Raw genomic sequence first — 14,706 nt, forward strand, 5'->3', positions numbered from 1 at the left:
CGCGATGACGCTGCGCGAGTACGCCCGCAAGCGCCGTTTCGGCGCGACCCCGGAACCGGCCGACGACAGCGTCGCGGCGCCGTCGCGGCGCCCGATCTTCGTCGTGCAGCTGCACCATGCCAGTTCGCGCCACTACGATTTCCGCCTGGAAGCCGATGGCGTACTGAAGAGTTGGGCGGTGCCGAAGGGCCCGTCGCTGCGGGTCGGCGAAAAGCGGTTGGCGGTGCAGGTGGAAGACCATCCGCTGTCCTATGCCGGCTTCGCCGGCGATATTCCCGAGGGCCATTACGGTGCCGGCCATGTCGATGTGTTCGACCACGGCACCTGGTCGTGCGACGGCGAACCGCTGGCCGCGATCGCCTCCGGCAAGTTGGATTTCGTGCTGCACGGCGAGCGCCTCAACGGCAACTGGAAACTGGTGCGCACCGCGTTGCGCGGCAAGCAGCCGCAGTGGCTGTTGATCAAGCGCGACGACGCGTTCGCCGCCGATCGCGAGGCCGATGACTTGCTGCAGGATTCGCCGGCGGCTGCGAAGCGCGCCGCCAAGGCGACCAAGGTCACTCAGGCCAGCAAGGCCAGCAAGGCAAAACCCACGCGCGGCCAAGCGCCCGCCGCAACGGCCGCAACACCCGCAGCGCGGTCGCGGCGCAGCGACGCGGCCTGGCGCAAGCGCGCACTCGCGCTGGAAGGCGCGCGCGATCGCCCGTGTCCGCCAGGCGCGCGCGCGCAGCTGACGCTGCTGCGCGAGCGCGCCCCCGACGGCGCGCAGTGGCTGCACGAGATCAAATGGGACGGCTACCGCCTGCTGGCCGATCTGGACGCCGGCAAGGCGACGCTGCGCTCGCGCAACGACCAGGCCTGGACCGAGACCTTCCCCGAGGTCGCGCACGCGGTGCAGGCCTTGCCGGTGCGCCAGGCGCGGCTGGACGGCGAACTGGTGGTGCTCGATGCCGAGGGCCGCAGCGATTTCTCCGCCTTGCAACGGGTCATCGAGGGCAGCTCCAGGCAGCCGCTGCGCTACCTGGTGTTCGACCTGCTCGGCGTGGCCGGTGTGGACCTGCGCGAGGTCCCGCTGCTGCAGCGCAAGCAATTGCTGCGCGCGCTGCTCGGCGAGACGCCGGGCGTGCTGGCCTATAGCGACCACGTGCTCGGCCATGGCCCGGAGGTGTTCGCCGCGGCGGCGGCGAAGGGCTACGAGGGCGTGGTCAGCAAGCGCGCGGACGCGCGCCATCACGGTGGCCGCGGCGGCGATTGGGTCAAGACCAAGCACGAGAACAGCGATGATTTCGCCATCGTCGGCTACACCGATCCGAAGGGCGCGCGCAACGGTTTCGGCGCGCTGCTGCTGGCGCAGCGCAGCGCTGGCGGGTTGCGCTACGTCGGCCGTGTCGGCACCGGTTTCGACGAATCCGGCCTGCGGCGGTTGCTTGCGCAGCTGCAGGCATTGCACAGCGAGCAGGCGACGGTGGAGCTTCCCGCCCATGCGCCGTTCCCGCGGCGCAGCGTGCACTGGGTGCGGCCGCAGCTGGTGGCCGAAGTCGCTTTCCGCGGCTGGGCCAAGGAAGGGTTATTGCGCCAGGCCGCGTTCAAGCGCCTGCGCGCGGACAAGCCGCTGCAGGATCTGGGCGGCGATCGTGCGCCGCTGCCGGCGGCCGGCCAGGGCAACCATGCCGTGGCAGCGCGCGCTGTGGCATCGGCGAAGAAGACCGCACCGGCCGCGCGCGGGCCAGCCACGCCGGCGAAACGCGGCACGTCGAACGGCGATGCCGCGAAAACCGGCGCTGCCAAGCGCAAACCGGCGATCGCCAAGCCTGCGCCGCGCGCAAGCACCGCGGCGCAGAAGACCGCGTCCTCCGCCAGCGCCGATGCCGCGGCCGCGGCGGTCGCCATCACCCACCCCGAGCGCGTGGTGTATCCGGGCGCCGGCATCCGCAAGGGCGAGGTCGCCGATTACTACCGCGCCATCGCGCCGTGGTTGCTGCAGGAAGTCGCCGGGCGGCCGCTGTCGCTGCTGCGCTGCCCCGATGGCGCCGGCGGCGAATGTTTCTTCCAGAAGCACAACAACCGCGCCCTCGGCCAGCACGTGCAGGCGATCGCGCTGAAGCAGAAGAGCGGCACCGAGGACTACCTGTACATCGACGATCTGGCCGGCCTGCTGGAACTGGTGCAGATGAACACCCTGGAGCTGCATCCCTGGGGATCGACCGTGGACGATCCCGAGCACCCCGACCGGCTGGTGTTCGACCTGGACCCGGGCGAGGGCGTGAGCTGGACGCAGATCAAGGCCGCGGCGCGCGAGATCCGCACCCGCCTGCGCGAGACCGGGCTGGAAAGCTTCGTGCGCCTGTCCGGCGGCAAGGGCCTGCACGTGGTGGTGCCGATCGTGCCCGACGCGGACTGGGAGCAGGCGCGCGATTTCTGCGAAGCCTTCGCCCAGGCGCTGACCGCCTCCGCGCCGGAGCGCTACGTGGCTACGATGAGCAAGGCCAAGCGCAGCGGGGTGATCTTCGTCGATTGGCTGCGCAACGGCCGCGGCAATACCAGCGTGTGCTCGTGGTCGCTGCGCGCGCGCGCGCACGCCACCGTGGCGGTGCCGCTGCGCTGGGAGGAACTGGCGCGGATCGCCTCGCCGCAGGCGTTCCCGCTGGCCAAGGCGCTGCAGCGCGCCGCGCGCCTGCGCGCGCATCCGTGGAAGGAGATGGCGACGCTAGAGCAGCGGTTGCCTGGGAGCTGAGCCGGCGGGCGGTCGCGGATTGCGGCTTCCCTTTGTCGCTTTTTCCCGCACCTGCTGGCGTACCGTGTCGCGACTGAAGTCGCTCCTACACTGGATCCAAGCGCTGACCGCGCAACACACGCAGCTCCTTGTAGGAGCGGCTTCAGCCGCGACGAACGGAGCCTGGATCCAGCCGTGGGCATCGCCTCTACGCACGAGCGCAGTCACCACAGTGCCGCAAGCAGTGAATGTGCCAGTGCCATCCACGGTGCAGCCACTCGCGCGATGCTCGCGTAGGCGGCAACCGCAACCGTCGCCGCGCCCCCCACGCCACTTACGGCGACACAGCGGATTCGCGGGTGACCCGCGCCAACGAATCGCGCGAGATCGCCGCGATCGACTTTGCTCCGGTCAGCGTCATCGCCACCCGCATTTCCTTTTCGACCAGGCTCAGCAGGTTCTCCACCCCGGCCTGGCCGGCCGCGGCCAGCGCATACACGAAGGCGCGGCCGAGCAGCACCGCATCGGCGCCGAGCGCCAGCATGCGCACCACGTCCAGGCCGCTGCGGATGCCGGAGTCGGCCAGGATCTTCAGCTCGCCCTTCACCGCGTCGGCGATCGCCGGCAGCGCGCGCGCGCTGGACAGCACGCCGTCGAGCTGGCGCCCGCCATGGTTGGAGACCACGATGCCGTCGGCGCCGAAGCGCACCGCATCGCGCGCATCGTCCGCATCCAGGATGCCCTTGATGACCATCGGCCCGGTCCAGAACTCGCGGATCCATTCCAGGTCCTTCCACGCAATCGACGGGTCGAAGTTCGCGCCGAGCCAGCCGATGTAATCCGCCAATCCGGTCGGGCTGCCGCGGTACGCGGAGATGTTGCCCAGATCGTGCGGGCGCCCGAGCAGGCCCACGTCCCAGGCCCAGCGCGGATGGGTCACCGCCTGCAGCATGCGCCGCAACGGCGCGTGCGGCCCGCTCATGCCCGAATGCGCATCGCGGTAGCGCGCGCCGGGGGTGGGCATGTCCACGGTGAACACCAGCGTGGTCACGCCGGCGGCCCTGGCCCGCTCCAGCGCGTTGCGCATGAAGCCGCGGTCCTTGAGCACGTACAGCTGGAACCACATCGGCCGGTCGATCGCCGGCGCCACTTCCTCGATCGGGCACACCGATACCGTGGACAGGGTGAACGGCACGCCCTTGGCCGCCGCCGCCCGCGCGGCCTGCACCTCGCCGCGGCGCGCGTACATGCCGGTCAGCCCAACCGGGGCCAGCGCCAGCGGCAGCGCCAGGCGCTCGCCGAACAGCGCGGTCTCCAGGCTCAACTCGGCCATGTCGCGCAGCACCCGCTGGCGCAGCGCGATGTCGGCCAGGTCGGCGACGTTGCGCCGCAGCGTGTGCTCGGCGTAGGCGCCGCCGTCGATGTAGTGGAACAGGAACGGCGGCAGCCGCGCCTGGGCGGCGGCGCGGTAATCGGAAGCGGCGGAAATGATCATCGGCGCGGGTCGTCGGGAGAGGAGGGGAGGCGCGCGGCGCGCGCGCGGCGCGCTTCGTCTTCGTCGAGGCTGCGCAACGCGGTATGCACGAAGGCCAGGTGCCCATGCGCGGCGTCGCGTGCGCGGTCCGGCTCGCCGGCCAGGATCGCGTCGCGCAGCGCGCGGTGCTGCGCCAGCAGCGGGGCGAAGGTGCGCGGCGACTGGAACAGCCTGTGCCGGCTCTGCGAGATGTTGGTGTGCAGCAGGTCGAACAGGCCGCGCATCACCTGCAGCAGCACGCGGTTGTGCGCGGCCTCGGCGATGGTCAGGTGGAAGTCGGCGTCGGCGCGCGCCTCGGCCGCCGCATCGCCGTGCGCATGCGCTTGCAGCATCGCCTCGAACGCAGCGGCGATGCGCGCGCGGTTGGCGTCGGTGGCGCGCAGCGCGGCGTGCCAGGCGGTGGCGCCTTCCAGCGCATGGCGGGTCTCCAGCACGTCGAAGCGGTATTCCGGATCGCCCTGCAGCAGCGGCAGGAACGGCTGCAGCGGCGCCACCACCCGTTCCTCGGGCGTGGGCGGGCGCTGCACGTAGGTGCCGCCGCCGGCGCGGGCGCGCAGCAGGCCCTGGCTGGCGAGCTGGGCGATCGCCTCGCGCAACGCGGTGCGCGACACGCCCAGCTGCAGCGCCAGCGTGCGCTCGGCCGGCAGGCGCGCATCCGCTTGCAGCCCCCGCTGCGCGATCAGCGCACGCAATTGCGCGGCGACGCGGTCGCTGAGGCGGCCGCCGCCGAGCGCGGGCGCAGGGTCGCGCTGGCGTGCCACTGGCCGGCGGCGTGCGCCGGCCTTCGTGGACGCGGATGAAGTGGTCATACCAAAAATTGCCGAACGCAGGGGGGAACCCATTAGATCGCGGCACATCCGGCCAGGTCAAACGCAGGCAACGCGATTGCCGCGGATATTGGTCATACCAATCGCCTCGGGCCATGCCACGCCCGGGTGGCGGCCGCCCTCACCAGACGAACGGCAGCAGCCGCCAGCTGTGCCTGGCGTACTGCGGGTACTCGCGCGGAAAGGCTTGGGTCAGCGCCGCTTCCTCCACGCGGATGCGGAGCAGGAACGCCCAGGTCACCGGCAGCACGATCGCCAGCAGCGACAGCCCATCGCCCAGGCCGATCGCCAGCCCATAGAACGCCAGCAGCGCGCCGGTGTAGGACGGATGGCGCAGGTAGCGGTACGGCCCGTGGCGGATCAGCCGGTGGTCGTCCTGGATGGTCACGTCCACCGTGAACCAGCGCGCCAGCACCCGGATCGCCCACAGCCGCAGCCCCAGGCCGCCGGCCAGCAGCGCGCAGCCCAGCCAGCGCGCCTGCTCCTGCAGCGCGGGCGCATAGCGCCATGCGCCAAGGAAGGACAGCAACACGCCCACCGCCACCGCCGCGTTCAGCACGCGCCACAGCAGCTGCAGCGTACCCTGGTCGTGAGCGCCGCCATCGGCTGCGCGGCGCCGGTGGCCGAGCAGCATCTCGAACACGCCCCAGCTCGCGCCCAGCAGCATGAACAACAGATCGGGATGTGGCAGGGGCATTGTCGTGTCCTTGAGGAATTGTCGGTGTACGCCATCGCGCTGCAGGCCGGGCCAACGGGCGGTCGGCGATGGCATGGCCCTAGTGTGATCGCCATGCGGTGGCGGGAACAGTGACCGCTGGTCATCGATGCGACCTGCCGGACGTCTTTTTTGCATGCGTCTCATCGCTGCCGCCACGCGCGCTGACTGCATCTTGCCGCGCCGCGCGTCCATGCCGGCCAGGCAGGCTGGCGCCAAGGCCCGTCGGTACGGCCAGCGTTTCTGGGTGTCCATGCGTAGGCTGGACATGGTGCGCAGCACGCGTGTTTGCAAACCGATATCGGCCGGCGCGGCGACGCAGCAGTGCAAGGTGCGCTCGGCCCAGGCGCCGCCGTCGCGGTAACGCAGCAGGAACGACGGTGGCCACCCAATCGGCAACGGTGCTTTGGCCACGGAGACGGGCGCGAAGTTCGGTTATCGCCTCATCTTTTCGGCATTCGAATCAAAAATAGACGGAATTTGTATTCTACTTTTCTTGTCAATATCAGAAAAAAGTAGAAAAACGAATGAGCCAGTCTAAACGAATTGTAACGGGCGGCAGTTCTTCTTCAAGTTCAAGTTCTCGCGCGCCCGAACACGATGCCGAGCAGAAGCATCCTTGCCCGGAACCGCCAGCAGCATCCCCTGACCCACAATTAGGCGGGCTCCCTGCGCGCGCCCCTGCGCGCGCAGGGAGCCCCGCAGCTTTATCGAGGCAAGAGCATCCCATACACAGCAACACTCCGCTTCCGCAGTTGGTATACCCGGACATATCGGAGCTAACAAAATGAACGTGACCGTGAAGCGGATCACGATCCTGGATACGCTCGGCAACCGTAACCGCGCGGTGCTCAAGGCGATCACACGGCGCATTATCTGAGTGCGCGGCTGATCGTCGGTGTGCGGATGGGCATCTCCGGACCACGCCGGCATCGCAGCGTGCCGACCACCGGTAGCACGGCATCGATCAACTCCTCGTACACCACGGTGTCATGTCCGTGGGGAGCCGGTCGCATGCACTACCTGAGGCGTGCGATCGCCCACGAGGCTGGCGTGGAGTTCGGTCGGTGCACCACGCATTCGTTCCGCGCCGGAGATCGGATCTCGCGCATGTCTTAATTTTCTATCAAAGTATTGAATGGCAGGAAAAAAGAACAGGCGCTAGCGGTGATCAACGCCTTGTTTGCACCTGTCTGCCCGTTCGCGACGACGCGACCTCCTGATACCGGTCGTATCCTTGCAAGAGGCTGGCCGCCCCGAAACCACCACGGCAGGGGGACGGCACGCGATGTTGGTCGCGTGCCGTCACCGCGACGACAAGCGTCTCGCCGGTCCAACGCGCTGACGTAGCGGTGTGCCGCGCATCCGGCATTACGCGGGAGGCCACGTTCTGACTGGCTGATGCGCGGCACGCCAGCCCGCGCCGGTCATGTCGGCAACGCTGCGGCTGTGTGCGCCAGCCCGCCACTGCCGCCATGGCAGTCTGCCCAGCCCCGCCGCGGCCTCCCCAATGACGCTGTCAGGCCCTAAGATGCCGCCAGCATCTTGTTGACGAGGAGTAGGCGTTGATCATCCATCCCAAAGTTCGCGGTTTCATCTGCACCACCACGCATCCGCTCGGCTGCGAGCGCAACGTGCTCGAGCAGATCGCCGCCACGCGCGCGCGGGGCGTGCGCAGCGACGGGCCGAAGAAGGTGCTGGTGCTCGGCGCCTCCAGCGGCTACGGCCTGGCCTCGCGCATCACCGCCGCGTTCGGCTTCGGCGCCGACACGCTGGGCGTGTTCTTCGAAAAGCCCGGCAGCGACAAGAAGGCCGGCACCGCCGGCTGGTACAACTCGGCCGCGTTCGACAAGCATGCCAAAGCGGCGGGCCTGTACAGCAAGTCGATCAACGGCGATGCGTTCTCCGACGCCGCGCGCGCGCAGGTGATCGAACTGATCAAGACCGAGATGGGCGGCCAGGTCGATCTGGTGGTGTATTCGCTGGCCTCGCCGGTGCGCAAGCTGCCCGGCACCGGCGAAGTGAAGCGCTCGGCGCTCAAGCCGATCGGCCAGACCTACACCGCCACTGCGATCGACACCAACAAGGACGCGATCATCGAGGCCTCGATCGAGCCGGCCACCGAGCAGGAGATCGAAGACACCGTGACCGTGATGGGCGGCCAGGACTGGGAACTGTGGATCGACGCGCTGGCCGCCGCCGGCGTGCTCGCGCCGGGCGCGCGCAGCGTAGCCTTCAGCTACATCGGCACCGAGATCACCTGGCCGATCTACTGGCACGGCGCGCTGGGCAAGGCCAAGGTGGACCTGGACCAGACCGCGCAACGCCTGCACGCGCGCCTGCAGCAAAGCGGCGGCAGCGCCAACGTGGCGGTACTCAAGTCGGTGGTGACCCAGGCCAGCGCGGCGATCCCGGTGATGCCGCTGTACATCTCCATGGTCTACAAGATCATGAAGGAAAAGGGCCTGCACGAAGGCACCATCGACCAGCTCGACCGCCTGTTCCGCGAGCGCATGTACCGCGCAGACGGCCAGGCGCCGGCCACCGATGAGCAGAACCGCTTGCGTCTGGACGACTGGGAACTGCGCGACGACGTGCAGGACGCGTGCAAGGCGCTATGGCCGCAGGTCACCACCGAGAACTTGTTTGAGCTCACCGACTACGCCGGCTACAAGCACGAATTCCTCAAGCTGTTCGGCTTCGAGCGCAACGACGTGGACTACGACGCCGACGTGAATCCGGACGTGCAGTTCGATTGCATCGAGCTGTAAGCAGCCGGGAGTGGGGATTCGGCCGGCAGCGATGCTGGCCGTTTTTCCTTGAGTGCCTGTCGCGGCTGAAGCCGCTCCTACAGAAGCGCGCATGTCCCCTGTAGGAGCGGCTTCAGCCGCGACAGGAACGATGAAACCACCGCCGCGCGAATCGGATGGGAGGTCCGGCCGGCGCCTGCAATCAGTCGCGTTCGATGGCGTCCCGCGTCGCGCTGAAGTCGCTCCCACAGTGGCGACCGGCACAGTCTCCGCGGTGGCCGGCAGCGCTCCTTGTGGGAGCGACGTCAGTCGCGACGCGTGAAACCAGAGCCGCCGCTGCGCCGGCCATTGCAGCAAGGTCTGCACCAATCCGCACATGGAAACCGCCCCACACGTGAAGCGTGTCGCAGCGCGCGGCGGAAGCCGCTCCCGCAAAGGCGGGAATCTGGGATTGGGGATTCGTCGTCGCGTCGATGCCGCGTTTTCCATGGAGGGCTTGGCATCGCGACCGCCTCACTTCCTGTCGCGTCTGAAGCCGCTTGTGTCTGGAGATTGCTCTACAGTTTGAGTGGAGAGCGATGTGCGGCACGCCGACAGGCCGTAGTGTTCAAGCACGTGTAGGAGCCAGGGCGGCCGCACATCGACCTCGTTGCCTAGCCCGAACAGTTGAACGAGCGTTCGCTCGAACTTCACAAGCGTGGGCAGCGACGAGGTGGCTCTCTCCTGTCCCCCAGTCTACCTAACGCTTATGCCTCTTTGGATCGGTATCGATGTGGCCAAGGACACCTTGGCCGTCCACGTGCTTCCCCTGGACCAGTTGCTGTCCTTTCCCAATACCGCCCAGGGCCACCAGCGCCTGTGCGACCACCTTGCCGGGCACTGCGTCGGCAACGCGCTGCTGGAGGCCACCGGCGGCTACGAACGGGCGGTGATGACGGCACTGGCCACGGCAGGGATCCCGGTGACCCGGATCAATCCGCGCCGGGCACGCGCTTTCGCCACGGCCTTGGGCACAACCGCCAAGACCGATCCGCTGGATGCGGCCTTGCTGGCGCGCATGGCTCACCTGGTGCAAGCGCCCGCGCCGGCTCCCGATCCCTTGCGTGAGCAACTGCGCATGCTGGTCCAGCGCCGCGAGCAACTGGTCCAGCAACGTGACGACGAGCGCCGTCGCTTGCATCAGGCGACCCTGGCCATGGTGCGCGCGTGCCTGATCGAGCAGATCGGCGACGTGCGCCGCCGTATCCAGCGGATGAACCAGGCGATCAAGCAGGTGCGGTGCCAGCTCGACGATGCGCTGGCGCACGCCCTGGGCACGGTCCCGGGCATCGGCGAGGTCACCACCGCCAGCCTGATGGCCTATCTGCCCGAACTGGGGACGCTGGATCGTCGCCAGATCGCGGCCCTGGTCGGCCTGGCTCCCTACAACGTGGACAGCGGGCAGCACTGTGGCAAACGCCGCATCCGCGGCGGGCGTGCCACGATCCGACGAGTGCTGTACATGGCCTGTTGGAGCGTTGTGCGCACTCAAGCCTCCTTCAAGGAGCGTTATCAACAGTTACGGGCACGCGGCAAGCCCGCCAAGGTCGCCATCACCGCATGCATGCGCGTGCTGCTTATCCGACTCAACGCCATGGCACGAGATCGCACACCATGGCGTGAGGTTATCGGATGAGAAGACAGTTGCTCCTACAGACGCGCGCATGCCCCCTGTAGGAGCGGCTTCAGCCGCGACAACAACACGCATCGCCAGCAACGCAGGGCCGCGCGCAAAAACGCCGCCACCAGCGCGCCCACGAATCCCCATTCCCCATTCCCCATTCCCGGCCTTTCACCGCTTCACATCGAACCGCGAGGTCCCCACGCAGGCCTGCACGTCGGCCTCGCCCAGCGCATGGAAGTCGCCCGGCAGCGAGTGCTTCAGGCAGCCGGCGGCCAGGCCGAAGCGGATCGTGGCGGTGTCGTCCCAGCCGTGGCTCAGGCCGTGCAGCACGCCGGCGGCGAACGCATCGCCGCCGCCGATGCGATCGACGATGCCGGTCAATTCCTCGGCCGGCGCCTGCGCCACGCTGCCGTCGCGGCGCAGCAGCATCGCGCCCAGGCTGTGGTGGTCCACGCTGTGCGCCACGCGCTGGGTGCAGGCCATCGCCTGCAACTGCGGGAATGCGGCGAAGGCATCGCGTGCGCCGGCTTGCACCCGCGCCTGCGCGCTGTCCTGCGGATAGGAATGGCCCAGCACCACGCCCAGGTCGCGGTAGTCGGCGAACAGCACGTCGGCCTGCGCCAGCAGCTGGCGCAGGATGCCCGGCGCGTCGCCGTTCCAGGCCTCCCACAGCTTGGGCCGGTAGTTGCCGTCGAACGACACGCGCACGCCCAGGTCGCGCGCGCTGCGTGCCGCCGCCAGCGCCGCGGCCGCGCCGCGTTCGCCCAGCGCCGGGGTCACCCCGGACAGGTGCAGCCACTGCGCGCCGCGCAGCAGCGCCGGCCAGTCGTGGGCGTCCGCCTGGGCCAGCGCGAAGGCCGAGCCGGCGCGGTCGTAGGTGACTTCGCTGGGGCGGTGCCCGGCGCCGGTGGTCAGGAAGTACAGGCCCATGCGCCCGGGCACGAAGCGCACGCCGCGGGTGTCCACGCCGTGCCGGCGCAGTTCGCCGGCGGCCGCTTCGCCCAGCGGGTTGTCCGGCAGCACGCTGACCATCGCCACGTCGTGGCCGAAATGCGCCAGCGCCACGCCGACGTTGGCCTCGGCGCCGCCGACGTGCACGTCCAGCCGCGGCGATTGCAGCAGGCGTTCGTGGCCGGGGGCGCCCAGGCGCAGCAACAGTTCGCCGAAGCAGACGATGCGGGATGTGGTCATGGCAGGAAGAGCCTGATCGGTCGAAGGGGGGATGCAAGCATGCCGGGAACGGCGGCCACGGCCAAGTTGTTGGCTATCGGTGTCATTTTTCGCGGAAGCCAGCGCCTTAGCCTCGCAGCGGCCGCGCCAGGCCAGGCACGGCTTTGTGCCGAAAGCACGCAAATCCGGCGCGGTTTCTGTTGCGCTGCAAGATGCCGCAATGTTTTGCAACTGTTAACGTCGGTTTTGACCAGCGGTGTCATCCCGCGGCAACAGCCCGAAATATCACGCAGTTCATGTAACCCTTGGGAGGGGAGGACATGCAATCTCGCACCGAACGCCGGAAGACACCGGTTACCTTGCTCGCGCTCTCGATCGGACTGGCCCTGCAGGCAGGCATCGTCCAGGCACAGGACGTTCCCGCGCAGAATCCCACGCCGGCCACCGGCACCGAGCCGGCCACCCAACTCGACACGGTTACCGTCACCGGTTACCGCGCCAGCGTGGAGAAGGCGCTGGACATCAAGCGCGGCGAAGCCGGGGTGGTCGACGCCATCGTGGCCGAGGACGTGGGCAAGTTCCCCGACCTCAACCTGGCCGAATCGTTGCAGCGCATCCCCGGCGTGGTCATCACCCGCGAGGCGGGCGAGGGCCGCAGCATCTCGGTGCGCGGCCTCGGCCCGGACTTCACCCGGGTGCGCATCAACGGCATGGAAGCGCTGACCACGGTCGGCGCCGGCGACCAGAGCGGCGGCACCAATCGCGGCCGCGGCTTCGACTTCAATGTGTTCGCCTCCGACCTGTTCTCGCAATTGATCGTGCGCAAGACCGCCTCGGCCGATGTCGAAGAAGGTTCGCTCGGCGCCACCGTCGACCTGAAGACCGCACGCCCGTTCGACTACAGCGGCTTCACCTTCGTCGCCAGCGGCCAGGCCGGCTACAACGCGATGGCGCAGAAGGCCGACCCGCGCCTGGCCGCGCTGATCTCCAACACCTTCGCCGACGGCACCTTCGGCGCGCTGCTGTCGGTGGCCTACTCCGAGCGCCAGGCGCTGGAGGAAGGCTCCAACACCGGCCGCTGGGCCGGCGGCACCAGCAACGGCGGCTTCGCGGCGTCCTCGCCGTACGCCGCCGCGCGCGCGGCCAACGTCTACCAGCCGCGCTTCCCGCGCTACGTGCAGATGGAACACGCGCAAAAGCGCCTGGGCGTGACCGGCTCGCTGCAGTGGAAGCCCAGCGACGCCACCGAGATCGCGCTGGATACGCTGTATTCCAAGATCGACGCCGAGCGCGACGAACACTACATCGAAGCGATCTCCTTCAGCCGCAACCGCGATGCGGCCACCGGCGCGGCGCGGCGTCCCGACCGCGACGGCAAGCCCACCACCATCGTGCGCAACGGCGAGATCCGCAACAACGCGCTGGTCTACGGCGAGTTCGACAACGTCGACATCCGCAGCGAGAACCGCCACGACGAGTGGAGCACCGTGTTCAAGCAGATCGGCCTCAGCGCGCAGCACCGCTTCAGCGACGACGTCACCCTGTCCGGCAAGGTCGGCACCTCGCGCTCCAGGCACGAGAACCCGGTGCAGACCACCGTCATCATGGACAAGTACGACGTCGATGGTTACAGCTACGACTACCGCGGCAACAGCCGTGCGCCGGTGATCAACTACGGCATCGACACCACCGATCCGCGTGGCTGGGAACTGGCCGAGATCCGCCTGCGTCCGCAATACGTGGACAACGACTTCGACACCGGTCAGATCGACTTCAACTGGACCATCAGTCCCGGCTTCCGGCTCAAGGGCGGCGTGCTGGCCAAGGACTACACCTTCAAGACCGTGGAGCTGCGCCGCGCCTCGGAAAGCACCGTGCCCAACTTCGCCAACGGGACCAAGATCGTGCCGGTGGACATGACCGGGCAGGCCGGACTCAAGGGCATCGCCGGCAGCCCGTCGAACTGGGTGATCCCGGAGCTGAACGCCTTCGTCGATGGCTTCGACCTCTACAGCAACAGCGGTCTGTTCGCCGTCGCCCCGCGCAGCAACAACAGCCGCAGGGTGGAAGAGAAGGACCGCGGCGCCTACCTGATGGGCGAGTTCTCCACCGACCTGGGCAATATTCCGCTGTCGGGCAACATCGGCGTGCGCTACGTGCGCACCAAGCAGGCCTCCACCGGCTATGCGCTGATCAACAACGTGTCGGCCCAGACCACCGTCGAGCGCAGCTACGACGACACCCTGCCCTCGTTCAACCTGGTCGCCGAGATCACCCCGGACGTCCTGATCCGCCTGGGCGCGGCCAAAGTGATGACCCGGCCCGGCCTGGGCAGCCTGACCCCGGGCGTGACCGTCGCCGTGGCCGGCGGCGCGCGCACCGTCAGCGGCGGCAACCCGGATCTGGACCCGATCCGCGCCACCAACGTCGACCTGGGCGTCGAGTGGTACTTCGACGAAGGCGCCATGGCCGGCGTGGGCTTGTTCTACAAGGACATCGACAGCTTCATCCAGACCGCGCGCGAAGTGCGTCCGTATTCCAGCAGCGGCCTGCCGGCATCGCTGCTCGACGGCACCAACGCCTCGGTCAACGACGATTTCACCTTCAGCATCCCGCTCAACACCCCCGGCGGCAAGCTCAAGGGCGTGGAAGCCAACTACATCCAGCCCTTCACCTTCCTGCCCGGCAAGTGGTCCAACCTGGGCGTGCAGTTGAACTACACCTGGGTCGATTCGCAGATCCAGTACCTGGACAACACCGGCAAGCCGGTGATGAAGAACGACCTCACCGGCCTGTCCAAGTCCTCATGGAACGCCACCGTGTTCTACGAAGGCGAGGTGTTCTCCGGGCGCGTCTCGGCCACCAACCGCGACGACTACCTGACCCAGGCGCCGGGCACCGAAGCCGGCTTCAACGTCGACGGCACCCACGGCATGACCGGCACCACCGTCATCGACGCCTCGCTGCGCTACCGGATCAGCGAGCAGCTGGAACTGAGCCTGGAAGGCATCAACCTGACCAACGAAGCGTCCGACGAGTGGGTGTACTCGCCGACCACCGGGCGCCTGCCGCTGCAGTACACCGAAACCGGCCGCCAGTACCTGCTCGGCGTGCGCTACAAGTTCTGAGTTACACGCCCGCTGGTGTCGCGCGCCCCCGCGCGGCACCAGCCATGCCCGCTGCCTGCATACTCGCCGGATCGGGGATAGGGAGGATCGCCATGCGGCGGCACGTGCGCACGGCGATCGCAAAGGAGCGATATGGAAGACGCAATCCGCCGCAGCGCCGTGCGCGCTGCCGCCATCTTGTTCCCCTGTAGGAGCGGCTTCAGCCG

8 protein-coding genes are annotated in these 14,706 nt (G+C 68.5%); 4 read left to right on the top strand and 4 right to left on the bottom strand.

From position 1 onward, the window contains the following. Positions 1–4: 4 nt before the first annotated feature. Positions 5–2,734 (top strand): DNA ligase D, encoded by a 2,730-nt coding sequence (gene ligD, locus KHF85_RS00165; protein ID WP_284568048.1) that lies wholly within the window; start codon positions 5–7, stop codon positions 2,732–2,734. Between the two features lie 313 nt (positions 2,735–3,047). On the opposite strand, the gene lldD is transcribed toward ligD, so the two are convergent. The 3 genes from lldD to KHF85_RS00180 form a co-directional block, all read right to left on the bottom strand. Beyond that, positions 3,048–4,208 (bottom strand): FMN-dependent L-lactate dehydrogenase LldD, encoded by a 1,161-nt coding sequence (gene lldD, locus KHF85_RS00170; protein WP_284568049.1) that lies wholly within the window; start codon positions 4,206–4,208, stop codon positions 3,048–3,050. Then, entirely contained in the window at positions 4,205–5,056 is an 852-nt protein-coding gene (gene lldR, locus KHF85_RS00175) for a transcriptional regulator LldR (protein WP_284568050.1), read from the bottom strand. Before lldR ends, lldD begins: the two co-directional genes overlap by 4 nt. Before the next feature lie 139 nt (positions 5,057–5,195). Next, complete coding sequence (locus KHF85_RS00180; RefSeq protein WP_284568051.1) at positions 5,196–5,771, bottom strand: methyltransferase family protein; 576 nt, start codon at positions 5,769–5,771, stop codon at positions 5,196–5,198. Positions 5,772–7,354: 1,583 nt separating this feature from the next. Here KHF85_RS00180 and fabV point away from each other — a divergent pair. Continuing rightward, positions 7,355–8,560, top strand: a complete 1,206-nt coding sequence (fabV, locus tag KHF85_RS00185) for an enoyl-ACP reductase FabV (RefSeq protein ID WP_284568052.1) — start codon at positions 7,355–7,357, stop codon at positions 8,558–8,560. Between the two features lie 727 nt (positions 8,561–9,287). After that, positions 9,288–10,214, top strand: coding sequence for an IS110 family RNA-guided transposase (locus KHF85_RS00190; protein ID WP_284566813.1), 927 nt, complete (start codon positions 9,288–9,290; stop codon positions 10,212–10,214). Between the two features lie 156 nt (positions 10,215–10,370). Here KHF85_RS00190 and KHF85_RS00195 read toward each other — a convergent pair whose 3' ends face one another. Then, positions 10,371–11,393 (bottom strand): sugar kinase, encoded by a 1,023-nt coding sequence (locus KHF85_RS00195; RefSeq protein WP_284568053.1) that lies wholly within the window; start codon positions 11,391–11,393, stop codon positions 10,371–10,373. A gap of 299 nt (positions 11,394–11,692) precedes the next feature. Here KHF85_RS00195 and KHF85_RS00200 point away from each other — a divergent pair, with 299 nt between their 5' ends. Then, positions 11,693–14,500: a TonB-dependent receptor gene (locus KHF85_RS00200; RefSeq protein WP_284568054.1), complete on the top strand. Its 2,808-nt coding sequence runs from the start codon at positions 11,693–11,695 to the stop codon at positions 14,498–14,500. The last annotated feature ends 206 nt before the right edge of the window (positions 14,501–14,706 follow it).

Source organism: Xanthomonas graminis pv. graminis (assembly GCF_030168915.1).
Taxonomy (GTDB): Bacteria; Pseudomonadota; Gammaproteobacteria; order Xanthomonadales; family Xanthomonadaceae; genus Xanthomonas_A; species Xanthomonas_A translucens.

Coding starts and splice junctions, on each gene's coding strand:
- lldR (WP_284568050.1), bottom strand. CDS start 5,056: ATGACCACTTCATCCGCGTCCACGAAGGCCGGCGCACGCCGCCGGCCA.
- KHF85_RS00200 (WP_284568054.1), top strand. CDS start 11,693: ATGCAATCTCGCACCGAACGCCGGAAGACACCGGTTACCTTGCTCGCG.
- KHF85_RS00190 (WP_284566813.1), top strand. CDS start 9,288: ATGCCTCTTTGGATCGGTATCGATGTGGCCAAGGACACCTTGGCCGTC.
- lldD (WP_284568049.1), bottom strand. CDS start 4,208: ATGATCATTTCCGCCGCTTCCGATTACCGCGCCGCCGCCCAGGCGCGG.
- ligD (WP_284568048.1), top strand. CDS start 5: ATGACGCTGCGCGAGTACGCCCGCAAGCGCCGTTTCGGCGCGACCCCG.
- KHF85_RS00195 (WP_284568053.1), bottom strand. CDS start 11,393: ATGACCACATCCCGCATCGTCTGCTTCGGCGAACTGTTGCTGCGCCTG.
- KHF85_RS00180 (WP_284568051.1), bottom strand. CDS start 5,771: ATGCCCCTGCCACATCCCGATCTGTTGTTCATGCTGCTGGGCGCGAGC.